11 protein-coding genes and 1 pseudogene are annotated in these 16176 nt (G+C 61.9%); 6 read left to right on the top strand and 6 right to left on the bottom strand.

The annotated features are described in order from the left end of the window. Window positions 1-1566, top strand: a complete 1566-nt coding sequence (gene glpD, locus AC4FS3_RS16335) for a glycerol-3-phosphate dehydrogenase (protein WP_491021437.1) — start codon at window positions 1-3, stop codon at window positions 1564-1566. 261 nt (window positions 1567-1827) lie between these two features. Here the strand turns inward: glpD and AC4FS3_RS16330 are convergent, their stop codons facing one another. The 4 genes from AC4FS3_RS16330 to AC4FS3_RS16315 form a co-directional block, all read right to left on the bottom strand. Continuing rightward, a complete protein-coding gene (locus AC4FS3_RS16330) occupies window positions 1828-2412 on the bottom strand; it encodes a TetR/AcrR family transcriptional regulator (protein ID WP_491021436.1) in 585 nt (194 codons plus the stop codon). 16 nt (window positions 2413-2428) lie between these two features. Beyond that, the gene (locus AC4FS3_RS16325) at window positions 2429-2965 is read right to left on the bottom strand and encodes a dihydrofolate reductase family protein (protein ID WP_491021435.1); all 537 of its coding nucleotides are present in this window, start codon (window positions 2963-2965) and stop codon (window positions 2429-2431) included. Window positions 2966-3229: 264 nt separating this feature from the next. Continuing rightward, the gene (locus AC4FS3_RS16320; protein WP_491021434.1) at window positions 3230-6337 is read right to left on the bottom strand and encodes an efflux RND transporter permease subunit; all 3108 of its coding nucleotides are present in this window, start codon (window positions 6335-6337) and stop codon (window positions 3230-3232) included. 3 nt (window positions 6338-6340) lie between these two features. Continuing rightward, window positions 6341-7510: an efflux RND transporter periplasmic adaptor subunit gene (locus tag AC4FS3_RS16315; RefSeq protein WP_491021433.1), complete on the bottom strand. Its 1170-nt coding sequence runs from the start codon at window positions 7508-7510 to the stop codon at window positions 6341-6343. A gap of 562 nt (window positions 7511-8072) precedes the next feature. Between AC4FS3_RS16315 and AC4FS3_RS16310 the strand changes: the two genes are divergently transcribed. Then, on the top strand, window positions 8073-8396 hold the full coding sequence (locus AC4FS3_RS16310; RefSeq protein WP_283179163.1) for a hypothetical protein: 324 nt from the start codon (window positions 8073-8075) through the stop codon (window positions 8394-8396). A 33-nt stretch (window positions 8397-8429) separates the two neighbouring features. Here the strand turns inward: AC4FS3_RS16310 and AC4FS3_RS16305 are convergent, their stop codons facing one another. Next, entirely contained in the window at window positions 8430-10079 is a 1650-nt protein-coding gene (locus AC4FS3_RS16305) for a hypothetical protein (protein ID WP_491021432.1), read from the bottom strand. Window positions 10080-10262: 183 nt separating this feature from the next. Here AC4FS3_RS16305 and AC4FS3_RS16300 point away from each other — a divergent pair, with 183 nt between their 5' ends. Further along, window positions 10263-12527, top strand: a complete 2265-nt coding sequence (locus tag AC4FS3_RS16300; RefSeq protein ID WP_491021458.1) for a hypothetical protein — start codon at window positions 10263-10265, stop codon at window positions 12525-12527. A gap of 141 nt (window positions 12528-12668) precedes the next feature. On the opposite strand, the pseudogene AC4FS3_RS16295 reads toward AC4FS3_RS16300, so the two are convergent. After that, window positions 12669-12851: pseudogene (locus tag AC4FS3_RS16295) on the bottom strand (BapA prefix-like domain-containing protein); the annotation flags it as partial. 408 nt (window positions 12852-13259) lie between these two features. Here AC4FS3_RS16295 and AC4FS3_RS16290 point away from each other — a divergent pair. The 3 genes from AC4FS3_RS16290 (at window position 13260) to AC4FS3_RS16280 (ending at window position 16167) form a co-directional block, all read left to right on the top strand. Beyond that, window positions 13260-13418, top strand: coding sequence for a hypothetical protein (locus tag AC4FS3_RS16290; RefSeq protein WP_491021431.1), 159 nt, complete (start codon window positions 13260-13262; stop codon window positions 13416-13418). Window positions 13419-13459: 41 nt separating this feature from the next. Next, window positions 13460-15313, top strand: coding sequence for a hybrid sensor histidine kinase/response regulator (locus AC4FS3_RS16285; RefSeq protein ID WP_491021430.1), 1854 nt, complete (start codon window positions 13460-13462; stop codon window positions 15311-15313). A gap of 212 nt (window positions 15314-15525) precedes the next feature. Beyond that, window positions 15526-16167, top strand: coding sequence for a response regulator (locus AC4FS3_RS16280; RefSeq protein WP_491021429.1), 642 nt, complete (start codon window positions 15526-15528; stop codon window positions 16165-16167). Window positions 16168-16176 lie beyond the last annotated feature (9 nt).

Below are 16176 nucleotides of genomic sequence, written 5' to 3'. Positions count from 1 at the left end.
ATGACGAAGCCGATAGCGGATATGTTGATTGTGGGCGGTGGTGTGAACGGCTGCGGCATCGCGCGGGACGCTGCGGGACGTGGCCTGAAGGTTATCCTTTGCGAAAAGAACGATCTCGCTGAAGGCACGTCGTCGCGCTCGACCAAGCTGTTCCATGGTGGGCTTCGCTATCTGGAATATTTCGAATTCCGTCTCGTGCGCGAAGCCTTGCGCGAAAGGGAGACCCTGCTGGCGGCCATGCCCCATATCGCGCGGCCGATGCGCTTCGTCCTGCCCTTTCACCCGTCGATGCGGTTCGAGGGGGGCACGCCAGCGTCGCGTTTGCTGGGCCGGTTCATGCCATGGCTCAGGGATCGTCGCCCCGCCTTTGTGATACGACTGGGCCTTTTCCTCTATGACCATATGGGCGGGCGCAAAATCCTGCCACCGACCCGCCGGCTCAATCTGCGCAAGGATGAGGCGGGTCAGGCGCTGAACGGCGCGTTCCGGAAGGGATGGGAATATTCGGATGCCGCGGTCGATGATGCCCGGCTGGTCGTGCTGAATGCGCGAGATGCCCAAAGGCTGGGCGCGGACATCCGGACCCGCAGCGAGGTCGTCGCCGCAAGGCGTCAGGCCAATTTCTGGGAGGTCGATATTCTGGGGCCGAAAGGGCCGGAAACACTGCGCGCGCGGCTGGTCGTCAATGCCGCCGGCCCCTGGGTCGCCGGGATCAGCGCAAAACTGTCTCCGAGGTCCGAGCGCGGGCTGCGGCTTGTGCGCGGCAGCCATATCGTGGTGCCCCGCATCTTCGGCCATGACCGCGCCTATATCCTGCAGGGCCCTGACGGCCGCATCGTCTTTGCCATTCCCTATCATGAGGATTTCACGCTGATCGGCACGACGGATGTCGATCACCGAGGCTCGCCTGATCAGGTGGACTGCTCGGATGAAGAGGTCCGCTATCTGTGCGATTTTGTCAGCCGTTGTTTCGAAAAGCCGGTCCTGCCCTCGGATGTGGTCAGGCGTTATGCCGGGCTGCGGCCGCTGCTGGATGATGGTGCGGGTGACGCCCGATCCGCCACCCGGGACTATTCGCTGGACCTGGAACAGAATGACCGGGCGCCTCTGCTCACGGTTCTGGGCGGCAAGATCACCACCTATCGAAAGCTCTCCGAGGCTGCGGTCGATCTGATCGCGCCCCTATTCACCAGCTGCAAGGCCGCCTGGACTGCCAGGGCGCCGCTGCCGGGTGGAGATTTCGACCCGCAAAAGGCGGGTGCCATGGCACAGGCCCTGACCCGGCGGCATCCGCAGCTTACACCCGCCACTGCCCGAAGACTGATCCGGGCCTATGGCACCGAGGCCGGGGCGATAATGGAAAAGGGGCCGGGCACCGATCTCGGGGGCGGCCTGCATGAGGCTGAACTGCGCTGGATGGTTGAGCATGAATTTGCCACGACACTTGACGATGTCATCTGGCGTCGAAGCAAACTCGGCCTGCGTGTCGCACCTGATGCGCGCCGCGAAATCCAGGCCTGCCTCGAGCGATTGATCCTGGAACAGAACCGGTGTCGCAGACAGTAGCCTCTGCCAGGTGATGCCTGTTAAAACCTGCATATGTGTCTGGTGACAGCGCGGCGCGGCCTGCGCCGTGCCCAGCATTTCAGGTCAGGCAACACCGCGCGGATCTGACCCAGATGGCCGATCTGGACTCTGATGATGGGTTGGGCGGGATAATTCCGCGATGGAGAACTTCCGCAACCTGCGTCGGCGTCACTCGAAACTGGGCTAGCTCAGCCCAATGGAGTTCAAAGCCAGCGCTATGCTAACTCGCCCTGCTGTCCACTAAACCGGTAGCAGGTCATAAAGTCTGAGCCCTCGGCGATCATTCAAAGGCGCCTGTGTCAGCCGTGTGATCAGGAAGCCGCTTGCCAGATCATAGCCTTCAAAGAGGTCATCAACAGCCGCCTGGTTTTTATGTGCCGTTGTCGCCAGAAGGTATCCGTGTGCGTGGTCAATGACGATATCGCGCATGATCCTGGCATCCTGGGCGTTTTGCCCTTCTTCGATCAGTATTGCGACCATTCGATCTGACAGGCGTTCCGCTTCAGCACTTTTGGCATTCTGATCGCCTATATATGCGATGAAAACCTGTGGATTGCGCATCACCAGGGCTCCGTATGAACGCGCAAGGGTCTGAAATGATACTTCTTCCTGGTTTGCCTCCAGCCTGTTGACGTGCTCACTCAGCACCAGATCGACGACAAGCCCCAGGAGGCGCGAGCGATCCCCTGTGTGCCGATAAAGCGCCATCGGACTTACTTCTAAAGCGCTTGCGAGCGTCCTGATGCTGAAAGAACTCGCGCCATGAGTTTCAATACTGGCCCGCGCGGCTTCAACAATCTTTGAGGAGGACAGCCGGCCCTTCATGTTCAATCCCTTATAATCACGAGCCAATCTGGTAATGCGACTGGACCAGCCCGGAAGCGAAGCTTTTGCTGTGCAAGTGCTTCAGTGCTTTCATGCCTGGAAGATCCCCGAAAAGCGGCAAACCGGCGCCAAGCAAAACTGGTACGCGGGTCAGAATGATGTCCTGGATCAGATCCTCGGCAAGGCACGACTGGATGAGTTTCCCACCATCGATATAAGCTTTTTTCCACCCCTCGGCGGCAAGCTTTTTCATCGCCTCGCGCGGGGGCATATCCCAGATACGCACGCCGCTGCGCAACATATCCGGAACCTCGTCCTGCGTCAGAGACCCGGACAGAACAATGACTGGCTTGTCGAACGGCCAGGGGTCAAAGCGCGATACCACTGCCCATGTCCCGCGTCCCATGATGATACCATCAATGCTGGCATAGAAGGCGCTGTAGCCGTGATCTTCACTTTCGGCCCCATTCGGGGTCAGCCAGCTTACATCACCCTCACGAGTAGCAATAAAGCCATCCAGGCTTGCAGCAATGAAGACATGTCCCGTAACCATAGATTTCCCTCGAAGTATACGCCGTATACTTTCGCATCGACTTAAGCTTGTCAATGACCGCTGCTCTAATCGGCCTTTCGGACAGGCTGAGCGATGGGGAGGGCTCGCTTCATCGCTCACCGTTCAGGCTTTCTTTTGCCGGCCATGCACATAGGATCCGTGTCGCTCAACCGGGCCCCTTCTCTTTGCAATCTGACCTGGGTCATGGTTTTTTGGGGCCGTTGCATCATGTGGCGGGCACTTCAAATGGCTTCCGGGCCGCGATCAGGCCACATGACTGTCAGGCGCGCGCGGCAGCCAGGGGCGGATCAGACGCTGGAAGCCATCGATATAGGTCAGCAGCACCGGCACCACGACCAGCGTGAGGATCGAAGACGAGATCAGCCCCCCGATCACCGCATGGGCCATGGGCGCATTCTGCGAGGTGCCGCCATGCAAGTTCACCGCAAGCGGGATCATTCCGAAGATCATCGCAAGCGTGGTCATCACGATAGGCCGGAAGCGGGTGGCGCCTGCCTCGATCAGCGCCTCGCGCACTTCCATCCCGTCGCGGCGGTGGTGATTGGCGTTGTCGACGAGCAGGATTGCGTTCTTCACCACCAGCCCCATCAGCATGATGAACCCGATCACCGAGAAAATGTTCAGCGTGCTGCCGCCGATCAGCAGACCCAGCATCACCCCCACCAACGCCAGCGGCAGTGAGGACATGATGGCAATCGGCTGCAGGAAACTGCCGAATTGCGAGGCGAGCACGAGGTAGATGAAGATGATGGCGAGCAAAAGCGCCACCAGCGCCGAGACCGCCGATTCCATAATGCTTTCGGCATCGCCACCGGTGCCGATCCGGTAGCCCGGCGGCAGATCAAGCGCATCCTGCGCCGCCTGAATGCCGGTGGATGCAGTCAGAATGTCGATGCCATCAAGCCCCGCCGTGACACTGACCGAGCGGCTCCCATCCTCGCGGGTAATCTCGCCTGCGCTTTGCGAGGGTTCGACCGTTGCGATCTGATCGAGCCGGACGATACCGCTGCCATCCGCTGTCGCGGTGATCGGCAGGCTGCTGAGGCTGGTGATATCCTCGCGATACTCGGATGGCAGCCGCACGACCACATCATAGCTGTCGCCATTCGGCGCGGTCCATTCCGAGACGGTCTCGCCCGCGATCATCGGCGACAGGGCCTGACCGACCTGCAACAGCGTGACACCCAGATCCGAGGCCGCCTCACGATGGACCTGGATCCCCAGCGTGGGCTGTGGCTCATCAAGCGAGGTGCGCACATCGACAAGCCCCGGCACCTCTTCAAATTTTTCGGCCAGCTCATCCGCGAGACGTTTGAGAACATTCAGATCGGGGCCGAACAGCTTCACTTCGACCGGAGCGCTCACGCCACCGCCCATGCCGCCGCCCGCGCCGACCCGGAACCGCGCGCCGGGGATCTGTTCCAGCGCCGCACGCATGGGCGCTGCCAGGGCCGTCGGATCACGCTCGCGCGTGGTGGGGGCCGAGAGGCGCGCGGTGATCGTCGCCTGGTTCTGCCCGGCTGCCCCGCTGGAGCCAACGGTTGCATAGGTGCCGATCACCTCGGGGAATTGCCGCAAAACCGCATCGACCTGGGCGATCTTGGCCTCGGTGCGCAAAAGCGGCGTGCCGATGGGCAGTTCCATCTCGACCTGCACCTCGGAATTGTCCGAAGGGGGTGCGAATTCCGCACCGATAAAGGGAAACAGCATCAGCCCGCCGATAAAGGTCAGCCCCGCCACCGAAAGCGTGGTCTTGCGCCAGGCCAGCGCCCAGGCCAGCACGCCGCGATATTTCCCGATCAACCCTTCGAACCAGATGTCAAACCGGGCCACAGCGCGGCCAATGGGGCCGCGTTTTGCACCAGGCTCCGATGCCGGATCATACCAGACCGCCGACATCATCGGATCGAGCGTGAAAGAGACGAACATCGAGATCATCACCGCAACCGAGACCGTCACCCCGAATTGCAGGAAGAAGCGGCCCAGAATGCCCTCCATGAACGCCACTGGCAGGAAGACCGCGACGATCGAGAGCGTGGTCGCAAGCACCGCAAGGCCGATCTCGCTGGTGCCATCGAGCGCCGCCTGTTCGTGGCTTTTGCCCATATGCAGATGGCGCATGATGTTTTCGCGCACGACAATCGCGTCATCGATCAGGATGCCGATGGACAAAGACAGCGCCATCATCGTCATCATATTGAGGGTGAACCCCATGAAATAGACTGCTGCCATGGTGCCGATGATCGAAATCGGCAGCGTCAGCCCGGTGATCACGGTCGAACGCCAGGAATTCAGGAACAGGAACACGATCACCGTGGCAAGGATCGCGCCCTCGATCAGCATGCTCTGCACGGCGGCGAAGCTTTGTTCCACCGGCACCGCATTGTCTCGGATCAGGGCGATTTCGATCCCTTCATATGCCGGGTCGGCCTGCATCGCAGCGATATCTTTGCGCACGGCCTCGGCCACGGCCACGGTGTTCGTGCCTTGCGTCTTCAGCACATCGATGGTGATCGCGCGGCGTCCGTCGATCATGGCAAGGCTCTCGGCCTCGGCCAGATCGGTGCCAACCATCGCCAGATCACCAAGCCGGATCGGGAAGCCGCCGCGCTGGCCGATGATCAGATCCTCGAACCCCGCAAGATCGGGGATCCGCCCTTCGACCTGGACCGACTGGCTGGTGGACGCATCGGTAACCGATCCCGCCGGCAGATCAACATTGGCATCGCGCAGAACTGAGGTCACCTGCACGGCGCCCACCGCCAGCGCGGTCTGGCGCAAAGGATCAAGGCGGATCTGCACTTCATTCGGGAGCCCGCCTACCACGGTCGCCTGGCCCACGCCCCTGATATTCGAGATGCGGGTCGAAATCTCATCTTCCGCAATCGTGGTCAGCGTGCCTGCACTCAGCGTCTGCGAGGAAAGGCCGATCGACAGGATCGGCATCTCGGACGGGTCAAAGCGCAGGATGCGCGGGTCGGTCGCGGTGTCGGGCAGGCTCGCCGCGATCTGCGAGACGCGGTCCCTCACATCCTGGGCGGCACTGGCGCTGTCGACCTCCAGATCGAACATGATCAGCACCATCGCCGACCCGGTCTGCGCGGTCGAGGTGATGGTGTCGATCCCGGAAAGCGTCGAGACAGAGTCCTCGATCGGCTCGATAATGTCTTTTTCCACCGCCTCGGGGGTCGCCCCTGGATACGAGGTCACAACAGCCACGACCGGGAAGTCAACTTCCGGAAGTTCGTCAATCGGCAGGCGGCTGTAGGAAAAGATGCCAATCACACAGATCGCCACCATGATCATGGTGGCAAAGACAGGCTGGCGGACGGCGATGCGGGTCAGAAACATCGCTCAGCGCCCCACCAGCGAGACCGTTGCGCCGGCCTGCAACCGCTCCATATTCAAGGCCACGATCGTATCGCCGGGGCTGAGACCCGCAGATATCTCGACCACGCGCCCCCGGTTCCAGCTGCGGCCCACTTCAACCGCCTGGCGGCTCGCTTTGTCGCCGGTGATTTTCAGGACATAGGTGCCCGCCTCATCTTCGCGAAGCGCGTCAGCGGGAATGCCGATCCCGTCAGTCGCTTCCTCGAGCACCAGCGTGCCGGAGGCGAACATGCCGCCTTTCAGCAGCCCATCGGCATTCTCGATCCGCGCGAAGACCGGCAGCACGCGCGTGCCTGAGACGGCGACAGGGGCGATCCGGTCGATGACGCCTTCGAAATGATGATCTGCAAGACCGTCAACCACCAGATCGACCCGCTGCCCGATGCGCAGCCGTGGCGCATGCACCGCTGGCACGCCGCCCTCCAGATCCAGCGCTGTCATGTCGACCAGCCCCAGAAGCTCGGTGCCAAGGGTGACATAGGTGCCGGGATCAACGGAACGGGCCGAGATCACACCCGCGAAAGGGGCCGTGATCTTTGCCTTGGAGAGGTCATCTTCCGCGGTCTCGACCTGACGCATCAGGGCGGTGTAATTCGCCTCGATCTGGCTGAGATTGGCCGCTTCGGTCTCAAGCGCAGAGGTCGAGGACACACCCCGCCGCACCAGATCGGTGGTGCGTTGCAGCTGCGCCTCGGCCAGCACCAGCTGGGCGCGGGTCGCCTCGGCGGTGGCACGGCTTTGCTCGAGCCGGTTGCGCAGCGTTTCCACGTCAATCGTCGCGAGTTCGGCCCCTTCCGCAACCTGGTCGCCGACGCGGAACTTCACCGTGTCGATCCGCCCGGAGACTTCGGCCGGGATGGAAAGCGCACGTGCGGGGACCAGCGACCCGGTGACCTGCACCGTATCGCTGAGCGTACCGGTCCTCACATCATAAAGCTCGGAGGGCAGAAGCTGCATCACCAGAGCGGCAGGCGTCTCCGCTGACGCTTCCTGCGCAGCTGTGACCTCGGCCGACGGGCGCAGAAAGAACAGGCCGGCGCCAGCAGCAATCACGAACGCCCCCAGCCAGATGTAGACCTTACCCCGGCGCGGCGATGCTGCTGCCCCCGACCCCGACCCGTCATTCAGCGCCATGCTGTGCCCGTTCCTCATCCGGTTGCAGGGCTTCCTGAACTGCGCCCCGCAAGAGATTTCTGATCCTGTTGAACGCTGTTAGCGCATAAACAGGGTTTTGCATGTGCTTCTGCCCCGCCAGACCGGTGCCCACGGCGGAAACCCGCACAAAGGCAGACCCGTAACCAATCTGAGCAACAGAGTTAAGCACTATAATGGTGCGCCCCTTTCCGGGTTACCAGAGAGACCCTCGCGCGCCTCATAGTGCAGGATTTCCGCCCCCAGGCGGCGGTCTTCGTCACTGCGGCCAGACTTCGCCCCCCGAGAAACGCGAAGGCCTGTATGGGGCCACCCGGCCATGGCTTGGCCACTGCCACAGGGCAGCAGCGCAGATAGCACGCATCGCGGGCAGAAGGTTCAGCGCGAAGAACTGCGGCGAAGGCCTCTGTAGCCGAAGCCCTGGCGGCCGGACAGATCTGCGCCAAAGATCATTTGACAAACTATAGTATATATTAGTACTCTTTTGCTATTCTATGACAGGATCTGTTGCAGGGACACCCGGTCAATGGCGATTTTTCCTCTGATGTGGCTCGCGGGCGCGGTAATCGCTGCTATCTGTTTTCTGACCGGCTTCGATCAGGTTCTGCTGATTCAGGGGATCGTAACCTGTCTCTATCTGCTGACCCTCATTCGCTGGCGCCGCCGTAGCCGTACCAGGCGTATATCGGGCTCGCCCCCCCGGCCGCCGGAAGAGCACGACCTGACGGATCCGGAGAGCCAGGTTGAGTTTCACGAGACCTGCCGCAAGTTCGGCGGGGGCGCTCCGGATGATCTTCAGCCGAGGCTGCTGCGCAAGGCCATGCAGATGGAACAGCGCAAGCTTCGTCTCCAGGTCTCAACCCTCTGATCTATAGAGGATTTAACCCGGGCGCCCCCAAGATCAGACCCCGCCTGACCAGTTGAAATCTGCATCTCTGTCAAGTTTGAGCAGCGCCATCAGGCAATGCTGAACATTATCCACCCGGATTTCGTTGTTATAGGCCTCGGTGCGCAATCCTCCCATGACCGCCTCGGGCCGGCTGATGTAGAACCCGTCAACCCTCCTGTCGCGGAACTGGAGCTGCCGGATCGCGCGCAAGCCGCGCCGCAAGGCTGTCGCGTAACGCGCTGCGCGCGCGCTGTCGCCGAGGCGCTGCGCCAGGCGCCAGGCGTCGGCAAGCCCTTCCATATAGACCCCGGTCGAGGAGGCATGCGGCGGCCCGAAATCCGGGCGGTCCGGATTGTAGAACCGCCCCTGAAAATCCGGATGCAGCCGACCGCCCCATTGCTGCATCTGCAAGATCCAGTCATTCCGACTGAACACGAACTCCGCCAGCTCCGATGCACCGAGATCTTCCCAGAGCATGACACAGGCCTGGCTGTGCCAGGGAACGAAGGCCGGGTTCGGATCCGCCAGATGCCAGTCGCGATAATAGCGGAAACTGGCCATACAGCGGCGGGCCAGATCCGGATCGCGGTTCTTGCGATGCAGCGTCGCCAGAAACAGCAGCGCCTCGCCCGGGTAGAAATTCTGATTGTCGTTGCGATCCGGCGGCTTCAGGAAGGTGCGAAAGGCGCCATCCTCCTGCCAGAGATGAAAAAGCCCGGCGCAAAGGGCGGCAAAGGGCACCTCATACCCCGCCGGCTCGATGAGACCGGCCTCGCGAAACTCAAGGATCGCCAGTGCCGCCAGCGCCATGGCCCCGAGCTTTGCCTTGCCTTCGAAAATGATCATGCCGAGACCATCTTCTTCCGCGTAAAACCGGTCGAGGTTATAGGCCAGGCTGGCCTGCGCGCCGGTGGCATCCGCAGCCGATCCGCTGCGCATCGCAATCCGGCCGAGCGCCACGGTGGCCATGAACTGGCGTATGGTATTATCCGCTTTCGACTCGGCGCCCCGGCTCGGCCAGTATTTATAGGTCATCCGGCCATCGGGGTGCAGATTTTGCCGCATCCATCCGATCAGCCCGTCAATCGTCTGCTGCAACAGAGGCGCATCGACTGTTTCCGCCGGCTGAATCTGCCCGCCGCGCCAGAGCCTGATGCATCTGTCTTCGGGAATAAGCAGCAGGAACTGATCGGCGCTGAAACGGCGGATCCGGGCGGCCTGCGCATAGGCCTCGGGCGTGATGCGTTTCAGTTTCGCAAGCCGTTCAATCTCGCGAAACGGCGCGCGGTTTGTGGCAATCGCACGGGTTGGCGCGACCCGTGTCAGCTTGCCGCCTGACAGGATCTCCATACCGACAAGCCCGCGCAGGCTGTTCGGAAAGGCCGTGGCCAGCGCCTCCGGTGTGACATGCTGCCAGTCACGCGTCACGCAGATCTCGAGCGTATCCGGATGCGGCAACTCCGGCAGATCGGCCCGCGCCAGAGTGATGGCGGCCGCCAGATCCTCGGCCTCATACCAACCGGCTGCTATCTGACGTCCCGCGCAACGCCAGGCCAGCCAGACCGGCGCGCCTGGAACAAGGCCAAAGGTATCCCTGCCATGGAAACTGTCGAGGACCTGGAGGTCAGACACCGTCGCGCTGGCCTGCATCATTTCTGTCACGAGAACGGTCCCTGTATTCTGTGTCGTCGTATTCTGTGCCTTCTGCGTCAGAAGTCTTCCGACAAAATCCCGCCGGCTACAAATAAAATGAGCTGCCGCATGGGGGTGCGGCAGCTCAGTATCAGAAACGGGGGGTTGTTCCGCTCCTGAGGGTGCTCCCGGTTACGAGAGCAGGGCGCCTGCGTGGCTGTCATCTTCCAGGAGGGTGCTGCTACCCCCGAAGAGACCGCCCAGAAGGCCACCATTCCCACCCAGCAGGCCGCCGACAAGGCCGCCAACCAGACCATTATCTCCCAGCAAGCCGCCAACCAGGCCATCGTCGCCCAGCAGACCACCAACGAGGCCGTTGTCACCGAGGATCGGCTCCAGAAGGCCGCCGAGGAGATCACCGTCGCCACCGAGGAGACCGCCGACCAGGCCATTGTCACCAAGAACCGGCTCCAGAAGCCCGCCGAGGAGATCACCGTCGCCGCCGAGGAGACCGCCAATCAGGCCATTGTCACCAAGGACCGGCTCCAGAAGCCCGCCGAGGAGATCACCGTCGCCACCGAGGAGACCGCCAATCAGGCCATTGTCACCAAGGACCGGCTCCAGAAGCCCGCCGAGGAGATCACCTTCACCGCCGAGGAGACCGCCAAGCAGGCCATTGTCGCCAAGGACCGGATCCAGAAGACCACCGAGGAGATCACCTTCACCGCCGAGGAGACCGCCCAGCAGGCCATTGTCACCAAGGACCGGATCCAGGAGGCCACCCAGGAGATCGCCTTCGCCCCCGAGGAGACCGCCGACCAGGCCGTGGTCTCCAAGGATGCCGTCCAGCAGACCGCCGCTTGCGCCACCCAACAGCCCGCCGAGGAGGCCACCGCCGCCCAGAAGACCGCCAAGCAGGCCGTTATCTCCGAGCAGACCACCCAGCAGGCCGCCGTCACTGCCGAGCAGGCCACCGAGAAGACCGTCATCGCCGAGAACTGCGTCAAGGAGACCGCCACCCTCGCCACCGAGAAGACCGCCCAGCAGACCGCCGTCGCCGCCGAGGAGACCACCCAACAGACCGCCTTCACCGCCCAGGAGACCACCAAGCAGGCCGTTCTCTCCGATGAGGCCGCCGAGCAGGCCACCATTGCCGCCAACGATACCGCCAAGCAGGCCACCCAGCAGACCGTCATCCCCCAACAGATCGCCCAGAAGGCCGTCGAGCAAGCCGGTCAGCAATCCGCCGCCGCCGCCTTCACCGCCCCCGAGGACGCCTGCGAGCAGACCGTCGACCAGGGTCGAGACCGCACCAAGCACATCGCCGCTGGTCAGATCCGTGACTGCGCCGTCAAGGCCGCCGAGCAGGTTCTCAAGCAGATCCTGCACCCCTTCCAGGGCCTCACCAACCAGGGCGCCTTCCTGCAACAGGGCCGCATCAACCGCGGTGAGGACCGCGCCGAGCGCTCCGGCAACGTCGAGGCTGTCCAAAGCACCCAGAGCTTCGGCAAGACCAGCTGCCAGAGCCGCAGCTGCCACCGCAGTGCCGCCTTCCAGATGCGGGATCAGGCCGCCGGCTTCGCCGCTTGCCGGATCACCGCCCAGGATGCCCTCGACCAGGGCTGCCAGCAGGTTGCCTGCACCGGCCAGAGGCGTGCCGCTTTCAAGCCCCTCAAGCAGAGCCGCCAGCCCGGCTTCGACGCTGGAGACCAGCTCACCCACCGCGTCTCCGGCAGTGTCGAGCAGGCCATTCTCACCACCCAAAACGGTTGCCACGGTGTCAAGCAGACCATTGACCGTGGCGCTGACATCCGCATTGCCGAGATTGGTCAGAGCGTCGCTGATGCCGTTCAGCAGGGCTGGAGCGATTGTGCTGACGCCTTCGAGAACTTCGCCGAGAACGGAGTTGTGTTCGCCGTCGCCGTCGCCATCGCCATCGCCGTCGCCGTCGCCATCGCCATCGCCGTCGCCGTCGCCGTCGCCATCGCCGTCGCCATCGCCGTCGCCATCGCCGTCGCCATCGCCGTCGCCATCGCCATCGCCGTCGCCATCGCCGTCGCCATCGCCGTCGCCATCGCCGTCGCCGTCGCCATCGCCATCGCCATCGCCATCGCCGTCGCCGTCGCCATCGCCGTCGCCATCGCCGTCGCCGTCGCCATCGCCGTCGCCATCGCCATCGCCGTCGCCATCGCCATCGCCGTCGCCATCGCCATCGCCGTCGCCATCGCCATCGCCATCGCCATCGCCATCGCCATCGCCATCGCCGTCGCCATCGCCGTCGCCATCGCCGTCGCCATCGCCATCGCCATCGCCATCGCCATCGCCATCGCCATCGCCATCGCCGTCGCCATCGCCATCGCCGTCGCCATCGCCATCGCCATCGCCGTCGCCATCGCCATCGCCGTCGCCATCGCCATCGCCGTCGCCATCGCCGTCGCCATCGCCGTCGCCAGGCGCGGCATCGCTGCTGCCCGATGAGGCGAGGATCCCGATGCCAGCCAGGCCGGCGGCACCAAGAGCAATCATTTCCTCATTGGTCATGGCCGTGCCGATGCCATCAACAGCTTCTTCGACGGTCTGCGAATTTCCATCAACACCGCTGAACGTGCCATCTTCATAGAGCAGGCGGCTCACTTCGCCATCCGGTCCCTTGACGAAGAAGTCAGTGATAATGATGCTTTTGCCGTCCACCAGCCGAACAACCAGGTTGTCGCCCTCGCGGACGAACTTCTGTACCTGGTCCTGCCGGGCGGTCACCCGGAAGTCAGTGGGCTTGTCGGCGTTGATGCGAATGGGTCCCATCGTTCTTCGTCCTAGATTGGTTTGTTACGTTTGTTGGATCAGGCGGCGCTTTCTGCGCCCGCTGTCTCATGGATGTGCCGCAGCCCACTTCCGACTAGTGCGGCCCCCAGAACCGCAGCACATCCCGCCCCCTGGGCGATGAAGAGGGCGAGCAACCAGCCCCCGCCCAAAGCAAAAACAACCCCTGCCACAAGAATTTCCGTAAGCACCGCGAGAGCGAGTATAAAAATGATCATCTCATCACACCCTTGGTTGATTACGGCATCGTAGGGGTTAGCATGACGCTACGAAAGTATGTATGATTGATATTGGGCAGGTATGTCAATCAAGATGAGGGCAAGGACCCTGGCCGGGCAGCACCTGTTGCCATCGGAATGCCCCCGATTTCCCTGCTCTGGTGGACATCTCTTGAAAATCGCCCGTATCCAGGGGTTCCTGGTTGTGATTTGCCTGATAAAACAACCTCAGGAAGAACAGTGCTTCCCGAAAAAGGAAACAATTAACCCCTTGTCATTCGGTATTTTGCTGACACAAGCCGCCTGCAAGGGCCTGACCGTTGAAGACTGAACCACGAAGAAACACATTCGGCAGATCTTAAGGAGTATGACGTGATTCCTCCCAAAGTGGCGCACCAGCCGGCACAGACCAAAGCGGATTGCGCCGGCAACATCCTGGATCTGCTTGCTGCGGTTATCGCGACCGACAGCCGCGCCACGGCAATATTTGCGGATAGCGGAGACCTCCTGCTTGCAAATGCTGTGGCCGGAGCCGCGAAAGTCGCGCAATGGCACAGGTTCGGCAGGTCGGCGGATTGGGCAGGCGCGCGCGATGAAGCGCAGGCACGCGGAAGCTGCAGCGTCAGCCCCGGCCATGAAGAGACTGCGGATCTGCACGTCATTCCGGCGGAAACCGGGCTCGCCCGCTATTATCTGATGCGTGTCACCAGTGGCGCCATGTCTGCCGAGGACCGCTCGCTTTCAGAACGCATCACCGATATGGCCCATGATCTGCGCGCACCTTTGCAATCGCTGATCATTGCGGCGGACGGTCTTACAGACGCCAAAACGCAGGATGGCCGAGAGGCCGAGCTTGGCGCCCTCGCTCAGCTTGCAATTGATCAGGTCGCCAATCTGCTGGAAACGGTGCGGATGGACGGGGTATCGGCAGATACGGAACCGCGGGTCGATTTCGACCTGATCGCCGTCGTGCGCGATACGGTCCGTTTGCTCGACCCGATCTGCCGGCGCAGCAATAACTTTATCCTGGCCGAGCTGCCCGAAGGTGAGGCCTGGCATAGCGGCGGACCGCATCTGTTGCGCGCGGTGTTGCAAAACCTGATCACAAACGCGAACCGTTTCAATATGAACGGCCCCATTACCGTAAGACTGAAAATCGAGGCCACCGAAGGCAGCTTTGAAAGTCTTGTAACGCTGGAAGTCGAAGATGTCGGGCCGGGCTTTTCTGAGGCCGAGCGCAAGCTGGTGCTCAGCCCCGGCCCGGGCGGACGGCCCCTCCAACCGGGCAGCAAAGACGGGTATGGGCTTGGGCTTGGCATTGTGTCCCGCGCGGTCAGCCGCCTGCGCGGCCGGATCGAGCTGGGACAGGGCAAAGAACGTGGCGCCCTTTTCCGCATCACCTTACCGCTTACCGGCGCCAGGGCACGGGACGATCAGCGCGGGGATCAGAACCCGGACCGTCCGGAATTCATCAGCCTTGCCGGTCTCAGGATCCTTGTCGTCGAGGACAATCCGGTAAATCTCGCAATCCTGTTGCGGACATTGACGGATGCCGGCGCGGAAGTTGAAGGCGTCGTCAACGGTATGGATGCTTTGCTGCGGGTCAGATCAAAGAAAGATCAGATCGATGTTGTTTTGCTGGACGTCACTTTGCCCGATATTGACGGGATCGAAGTGGCGCGCCAGATCCGCAGCGAGGAAAGCGCCGGAGAACATCTTCTTATTGTCGGGCTTACGGCACATGTCGGCTCGGTGATCCACGGATCCGGCCTCGCCGCAGGGATGGATCATATCCTTATCAAACCCGTTCGCCCGTCGGAATTACGCCTCGCTCTCAGGGATGCGAAAGAAGGGACACGGCCCCGCCAACAGGCCATCAACAGAATGCAGACGCCCGAAACCATGCTGAACAATGCACTTGTCCTTGAACTGACCGGAGAGATGGGACGCCCTGCAACGCTTGTCTTCATGCAACGCGCGCTTGAAGAGGCGCGCGAGGTCTTTGACCTCGCCCGCAGCCCGGAAATCCCCGACAATCTGCGGGCACGGATCCATTCAGCGATCGGGTCTGCCGGTCTTACCGGGCTGGCAGGGGTCGAATATGCACTCCGGCGCCTGCAGATCGACGCCCGGGTGGGGCTATGCGATGCCGCGACGCTGGATCTTGCGGAAGAGATGGCACATAGTACGGAAGTGCGGCTGCAGCAGTATGCGGCCGAAAGCTGACTGTAATCCCGATCATAAGTCTTAAGTTTTGTGCGACCGGCGAGGTCACTGCCCAAAAAGAGAAGCTGTTGAACCGCTGGGCCGGATCCCTGCTTAAAGTCTTGACAATTTCCTCTTCTGAGCATGTGATTTTTATAGACGTTTATCCAATCGTCGCAGTCGGCGGTATTCACCTGACAGGGCCACTCTGACAGGGCAACGAGAGAGACATGATGAGTGAAAACAATCCGGCACCTGCGCCGCTCAGTGTGCTCATCGCCGATGACCATACCCTTATCCTCGAAATTATCGGCCTCGTGCTGGAGAACAGCCCGGATATCAGGCTCAGCACCGCGATCTCGGTCGAAGGCGCGATAGAACAACTGAAGAAAAACGGCGAATTCGATCTCATCCTGCTGGATCTCGACATGCCCGGGATGCATGGGGTCGAAACGCTGAAGCAGATCACCGCATTGAATGCGGGGAAGCCGGTCGGCATCATCACCGGGGGCCCTACCCCGCGTGTTGTCGATGAGATGACCCGGAATGGGGCGGCCGGTCTGGTTCCGAAGACAACCTCGATGAAAAGCCTCACAAATGCCATTCGCTTCATGGCGGCAGGAGAGCGCTACTTCCCGCTTGAGCTGATCCAGGAGAATAAAGCCACACAGAAGGCTTTCGTCTCGCCCCTTTCAGACCGCGAGGTCTCGGTGCTCAATCTCCTGGCCGATGGTATGCCCAATCGGGAAATCGGCGAAAATCTGGGGCTGGCCGAAGCGACTGTCAAAATGCATGTGAAATCGATCTGCCGCAAGCTGGGGGTCACAAACCGGACCCAGGCGGTTATCCAGGCGCGCAATCTGAAGCTCGCCTGAACGCATTCT

Source organism: Pseudogemmobacter sp. TB195, assembly GCF_058313095.1.
This window is presented reverse-complemented; position numbering and strand designations above follow the sequence as displayed.

Bases quoted from the DNA above. Each gene is read 5' to 3' on its own strand.
- glpD (WP_491021437.1), top strand. From the start codon at position 1: ATGACGAAGCCGATAGCGGATATGTTGATTGTGGGCGGTGGTGTGAAC.
- AC4FS3_RS16330 (WP_491021436.1), bottom strand. From the start codon at position 2,412: ATGAAGGGCCGGCTGTCCTCCTCAAAGATTGTTGAAGCCGCGCGGGCC.
- AC4FS3_RS16325 (WP_491021435.1), bottom strand. From the start codon at position 2,965: ATGGTTACGGGACATGTCTTCATTGCTGCAAGCCTGGATGGCTTTATT.
- AC4FS3_RS16320 (WP_491021434.1), bottom strand. From the start codon at position 6,337: ATGTTTCTGACCCGCATCGCCGTCCGCCAGCCTGTCTTTGCCACCATG.
- AC4FS3_RS16315 (WP_491021433.1), bottom strand. From the start codon at position 7,510: ATGGCGCTGAATGACGGGTCGGGGTCGGGGGCAGCAGCATCGCCGCGC.
- AC4FS3_RS16310 (WP_283179163.1), top strand. From the start codon at position 8,073: ATGTGGCTCGCGGGCGCGGTAATCGCTGCTATCTGTTTTCTGACCGGC.
- AC4FS3_RS16280 (WP_491021429.1), top strand. From the start codon at position 15,526: ATGAGTGAAAACAATCCGGCACCTGCGCCGCTCAGTGTGCTCATCGCC.